This is a genomic window from Rhodococcus sp. NPDC060176 (assembly GCF_042728675.1).
Taxonomy (GTDB): domain Bacteria; phylum Actinomycetota; class Actinomycetes; order Mycobacteriales; family Mycobacteriaceae; genus Rhodococcus_F.
This window is the reverse complement of the sequence record NZ_JBHWYS010000020.1, coordinates 1-6,489: the sequence shown is the minus strand read 5'-3', so window position 1 is coordinate 6,489 and position 6,489 is coordinate 1. Positions and strand designations below refer to the sequence as shown.

General features: G+C 62.2%; 1 protein-coding gene. It reads left to right on the top strand.

Annotated elements, in window-relative coordinates:
* Positions 1 to 6,489: amino acid adenylation domain-containing protein (locus ACFWEM_RS34050; protein ID WP_378540080.1), on the top strand; the 6,489-nt coding region annotated here is incomplete at both ends.

Below are 6,489 nucleotides of genomic sequence, written 5' to 3'. Positions count from 1 at the left end.
TCTCTTCCGGGGTTCATGGTGCCGTCGGTGGTGGTGGTGTTGGATGGGTTGCCGGTGACGGTGCATGGGAAGTTGGACCGTAAAGCCCTACCGGATATCGACTTTGATCCTCCTCCGCTTCACTATGTTGCACCGCGTACGCCCTTCGAGGAGACCGTTGCCATCGTTTTCGGCGAGTTACTGGGAATATCGAGGGTCGGTGTGCGCGATGATTTCTTTGCTCTCGGTGGTAACTCTCTCGGTGCGACGCGGTTGGTTGCACGGGTGAATTCGGTTCTCGGAGAACGGATCAGTATCCGCGACGTTTTCGACGCGTCCACCGTGGCAGCGCTGGCCGAGTTGGCGCAGTCACGCGGAGGGGACGCCGGTGGCGGCGTCGGAGTCAAGCCGCCGTTGAGACCGCGGGGTGCGACCACGGATATCCCGCTTTCACCTGCGCAGCTGAGGATGTGGTTTGCCAATCAGTTCGACCCTGATTCCGCCGCGTACAACATCGCGTGTGCGTTACGGCTGGACGGCAAATTGGATGTCAGCGCACTTCACGCGGCATTTGGCGACGTCGTCGACCGGCACGAGTCTCTACGCACAATTTTCCCGCTCACTGACGCCGGCCCACGTCAAGTGATCGTGTCTTCCTCACAGGTCCTATCAAACCTCGTACCGACAATTGTGCCGGGCGAGGAGGAACTGCGCGAGAGGTGCCGCAGCCTTGTCTCGGAGGGCTTCGATGTCGCACGGCAGGTCCCGTTGCGCGCATCTCTGTTACGTGGGGGTGATCAAGTCCCGACGCATGTCCTGGTGATCGTGGTACACCACATCGCCGCAGACGGCTTCTCCACCGCGCCGCTGGCTCGCGATCTGATGAGCGCCTACGCCTCCCGAGTGAAGGGAGAAGCGCCTGAGTGGGCGCCGCTGGCGATCCAGTACGCCGACTATGCGTTGTGGCAACGTGATTGGTTGGGCTCGGAATCCGACGAGCAGTCTTTGGTCTCGACACAACTCGGCTATTGGGTCGACAATCTTGCCGGCGCACCGGAGGTTCTCGACATTCCCACCGATCGACCGCGCGGTGATGTGCGCTCGCTTCGACGCGGGCGGGTTCGGTTCGTGGTGAATTCGGAGATTCATGCCGGTCTGATCGGCCTTGCCCGCCAGCACAACGCCACGATCTTCATGGTCGTGCACGCAGCCCTGGCTGTGATGTTGGCACGACTGAGTGATACCGCCGACGTCGCCGTCGGAACTCCGATCGCCGGGCGTGGGGAGCGAGAACTCGACGAACTGGTGGGGATGTTCGTCAATACATTGGTCTTGCGCACTGCAGTAGACCGCGGGACGAGTTTCGGGGAGTTCCTCGACCTGGTCCGAGGCATCGATCTGAGCGCCTTCACTCACGCCGACGTGCCGTTCGAACGAGTCGTCGAGAACGTGAATCCTTCACGTTCGACGGCATACTCGCCCCTGTTTCAAGTCATGCTGGAGTTCCAAGACATCGAGCGGCCCGGACTTGAACTCCCCAACCTGCAGGTGACCGACGTCGGCGTCGCGATCGACACCATCAACTTCGATCTGCAGTTGACGGTATCGCAGACCTTCGACGATACCGGCGAACCGGGCGGCATCCACGCTGAATTCGGATATGCCACAGATATTTTCGACGAGAGAACAGTAGGGTCCTTTGCCGGTCGCTTGCAGCGGATACTCGAGAGCGTGACCTCCGATCCGCACTCGTGGATCGGAGATATCGACATCCTCGACACCCGTGAGCACATCGAACTGGTTCCTGTTCGAGGTGAGGTTTCCGCCGCGGCACAGAGTTTATCGGCGTTGCTCACTGCAGCAACAGATATGGCAACCGCCCACGATCCCGACGCCGTCGCACTGATATTCGAGAAGCATGAAGTGACCTACCGCGAACTCGACGCGCAGTCGAACCGGTTGGCCCGCATGCTGATCGAATCCGGAGTGGGCCCCGAGTCGATGGTCGCGCTGTGCGTCCCACGTTCCGTCGAGTCCGTTCTGGCAGTGTGGTCCGTTGCCAAGACCGGTGCGGCATTCCTTCCCGTGGACCCGAGTCATCCTTCTGAACGTATCGAGTACATGTTGGGCGACTCCGGCGCAGCCTGGGGAATGACCATCAGGGCGCATCGCGGTGTGCTCGCCGACCGAGTGCCGTGGGTGGTTCTCGACGACGAGATAGTGGCGGAACGGTTGTCGACGTACTCGCCGTCGAGAATCACCGACGCGGATCGGACGACACGGATTCGAACCGACAATCCGGCCTACGTGATCTACACGTCGGGATCTACAGGAACGCCCAAGGGTGTGACGGTCACGCATCGCGGGTTGAGCAACTTTGCTCGCGACGAGCGCGAGACTTTTGCTGCCACGACTCGATCCAGAATCCTGCACTTCGCTTCGCCGAGTTTCGACGCCTCGGTTCTCGAACTCTTGTGGGCCGTTGGTGCCGGAGCCACCATGGTGGTCGTGCCCCCGACCGTCTACGGCGGGTCGGAGCTGGCGGAGTTACTGGAGCGCGAGCGCGTCACTCATTGTTTTGTCACTCCGGCGGCACTGGCGTCCGTCGATCCCGACGGCCTCACCACAGTCGGATGCGTCGTCACCGGCGGAGAGGCGTGTCCATCGGAATTGGTGACCCGCTGGGCGTCGGGCAGAAGAATGTTCAACGCCTACGGCCCGACCGAGGCGACGGTGGTGTCGAGTATCAGTGCAGCTCTGACGCCTGACGAAACGGTCACCATCGGTGCACCAACTCGGGGATTTGCCGAGGTAGTGCTGGATTCGCGGCTTCGCCCGGTGCCGGTAGGTGTCGCCGGGGAGTTGTATCTTGCCGGGCCGGCTTTGGCACGCGGCTATCACCGGCGTTCCGCACTGACGTCCACGCAGTTTGTCGCTGATCCGTTCGGTCCGCCGGGAACCCGGATCTACCGCACGGGCGATCGAGTGCGCTGGACTACTGACGGACAGCTGGAGTACCTCGGGCGCACGGATTCCCAGGTGAAGATCCGTGGGTACCGCATTGAACTCGGGGAAGTCGAAGCGGCATTGCAGTCGCACCCGCGCGTGACCCAGGCGGTGACGGACGTCTGGAACGGAGACGGTAGCGATCGGTTGATCGGCTACGTGGTACCTGATCGGGAAGCGAATATCGATACGCGTGACGTCCTCGCGCATGCCGGCAAGCGGCTGCCGTCGTACATGGTGCCTGTGGCCCTGGTGATACTCGATGCGCTTCCACTGACGGTTCACGGAAAACTTGACCGCGCAGCGCTTCCCGCGCCCGATTTTTCGTCCGCCTCCTCACCTGATCGGCCACCCCGAACGGAAACCGAGAATCTACTCGCCGGCCTGTTCGCGCAGGTGCTCAGCGTGGAAACAGTAGGAGTGCACGATTCGTTCTTCGAGCTCGGTGGCGACAGCATCATGTCCATCCAATTGGTGGCCCGGGCTCGCGATGCAGGTGTGATCTTCTCGCCTCGAGATGTGTTCGTTCGTAAATCTGTTGCCGCGCTTGCCGAGTCGGCGAAATTCGAGCACGACGGATCGGAACTTCTCGCGGAGCTGCCCGGATCGGGCATCGGTACTGTTCCGTTGACGCCGGTGGCACAGTGGATGCTCGATCGCAGCGGCGGCTTGTTCGGCGAACTGAGCCGGTTCTCCCAGGCGCTCTTGCTGACAGCTCCCGGTGATCTCACCCAGAACGTCCTTGTCCGTATCGTCCAGGCGCTGCTGGACCGGCACGACATGCTCCGAGCACGCCTGGTCGAGCGTGAGCGGGTCATGGAAGTTCCACCGCCCGGCTCGATCTCGGCTGAAGGACTGATCCGTCGTGTGAGGGTCGACGCGGTGGACGACGACAACTTCACAGCCTTGGTGTCGAGGGAACTCGAAGCCGCGGCTGACAGCTTGGATCCTGCTTCCGCCGACGTGGTTCGCGTTGTCTGGTTCGACGTTGCTGACAATCCCGATGTGCCGAACAAGCGGGGCCGGCTACTGCTGGTGATTCATCACCTGGTTGTCGACGGCGTCTCCTGGCGCATTCTCGTCACAGACCTGGCGTCGATGACAGCGCAACTGCGGTCCGGTGTCACGCCCGAACTGCCACAGATCGGAACGTCGTTCCGGCGATGGGCGCATGGGCTTGTCGAGCACGTGGGCGACCGGAGCGTCGAACTGGACATGTGGAAAACGATCCTGGACGGCGATGACCCGTTGATCGGTTCGCGCCCACTCGATCCAACGATCGACGTCGACGACACGGTCGACACCGTCACAGTGGACATCACGTCTCACGTGACCAGGAGCCTTCTCACCACAGTTCCTGCGGCATTCCACGCCGGCGTGATCGACGGTCTCCTCACGGCTGTTGCGCTGGCAGCAATCGGGTGGCGACGACGCCGGGGTATCGATACCTCCGACGCGCTGATCAGTCTCGAAGGCCACGGACGTGAAGAAGATGCCGTTCCCGGCGCAGATCTCTCTCGCACCGTCGGTTGGTTCACCACGCTCTTCCCGGTGCGATTGGATCTTGGCGGGATCGATGTCGACGACGCACTGGCAGGTGGAGGTGAAGCGGGGCGCGCCGTCAAGGTCGTCAAGGAGCACGTGCGTGCGATCCCGGACCACGGAATCGGATACGGCATGCTGCGGTACCTGTCCGAAGACGCGGAGAACCTCAGCCGATACCGTTCTCCTCAAATCAGTTTCAATTATCTGGGTCGGGTGAGCACCTCCGACGGAGCGCAGGACTGGCTGCCGGTCGGAGGCAATCGAAAACTCGGTGGAACACAGAATCGTTCCATGCCGGTGGCGTCGGTGATCGACATCAACGCGGCCGTCGAGGACGGTCCCGACGGCCCGTGCTTGACAGCGTCGTTTGCCTTTCCACGCGGGGTACTCGACGAGTCGGACGTCGCGGAGTTCGCGGACCTCTGGCGCCTCGCGCTCGATGGTCTGGCCGCTCATGCGTCGCGACCCGGTGCGGGTGGTCTCACACCGTCGGACATCCCGCTGGTCTCGGTCGACCAGCAACAGATCGAAGGTTGGGAGGGGGATTACCCGGCATTGAACGATGTCTGGTCGGTGTCGCCTCTTCAGGCGGGGTTGATGTTCCATGCTTCACTGGCGGCAACGTCCACCGATGTCTACACAGCTCAACTGTGTGTCGAACTCGAAGGAGTGGTTGATTCCGAGCGTGTGCGCGGCGCTGCTGCCGGACTGTTGGTCGACCACCCGAATCTGCGGGCGGCGTTCGTCTACGACAGTAACGGTGTACCAGCGCAGTTGATCGTCGACGACGCGGAGATTCCATGGAGCGAAGTAGACCTCACCGAACAAGGATCGGCTACCGAAGCAGAGCTACGGCGGTGCCTCGACGAGGATCGCAGAGCCCCCTTCGACCTGGCCTCGCCGCCACTGCTGCGGCTGACGTTGCTGCGAACCACCGCGACGCGGTGCGTACTGGCGGTGACAAACCATCACATTGTTCTCGACGGTTGGTCGATGCCACTGTTGGTACGGGAACTGCTGATGCGATACGCCGCCGACGGTCTCCCGGTCGACAGAGTTCCGCCCGATCTTCCCGAGTCCCCGTCGTACCGCACCTATCTGGAGTGGTTGGCGGACCGCGATCCCGACACCTCGCTCGCGGTATGGGAAGACGCCATGCGGGGCGTCGAGGAGCCGACCCTGTTGGCAGATCCAGCACCGAACGTGGAGCAGGGCGTGCCCGAGGAAGAAATCGTCGATCTGCCTGAACCGGTACTCGACGGACTCAGTGCACTGGTCCAGCGCAGCGGGATCACGATGAACACGGTGGTCCAAGCCGCGTGGGGTGTGCTGTTGTCCCGATTGCTTTCCCGCGAAGACGTAATCTTCGGCGCCACGGTCTCGGGACGCACACCCGAACTACCTGGTGTGGAAAACATGGTGGGACTGCTGATCAACACGTTGCCCGTACGTGTGCAACTGGATCCGGACGAGACGTGGACCCAGTTGCTCGCTCGACTACAGGACGAGCAGGTATCACTGCTCGAGCATCACTATGTCGGGCTCGGCTCGATTCAGGCACGGGTAGGGATGGGCAACCTGTTCGACACGCTCTCGGTCTTCGAGTCTTATCCCGTCGACGCTTCGGGGATGGATGAGAACGCCGACATCGCCGGGATGCGAGTCACCACTGTGGACGCCCGCGATGCCACGCACTACCCACTCACCCTGCTTTCGATCGCCGAGCCCGCTTTGCACCTGAGTCTGCGATACCAGCCTGCAGCCTTCGAACGCGCAGCGGTCGACACCTTCGCACAGCGTTTGGCGCGGATTCTCACCGCCATCGCAGAGGACGCAGACACAACGGTCGGCGAGGTCGACGTGTTTGTTGCGGGTGAGCGTGGGTTGGTGGTGGGTGGTTGGGATGGTGTGGGGGTGGTGGTGGGGGGTTTGACGTTGGTGGATGTGTTGGATGGTCGG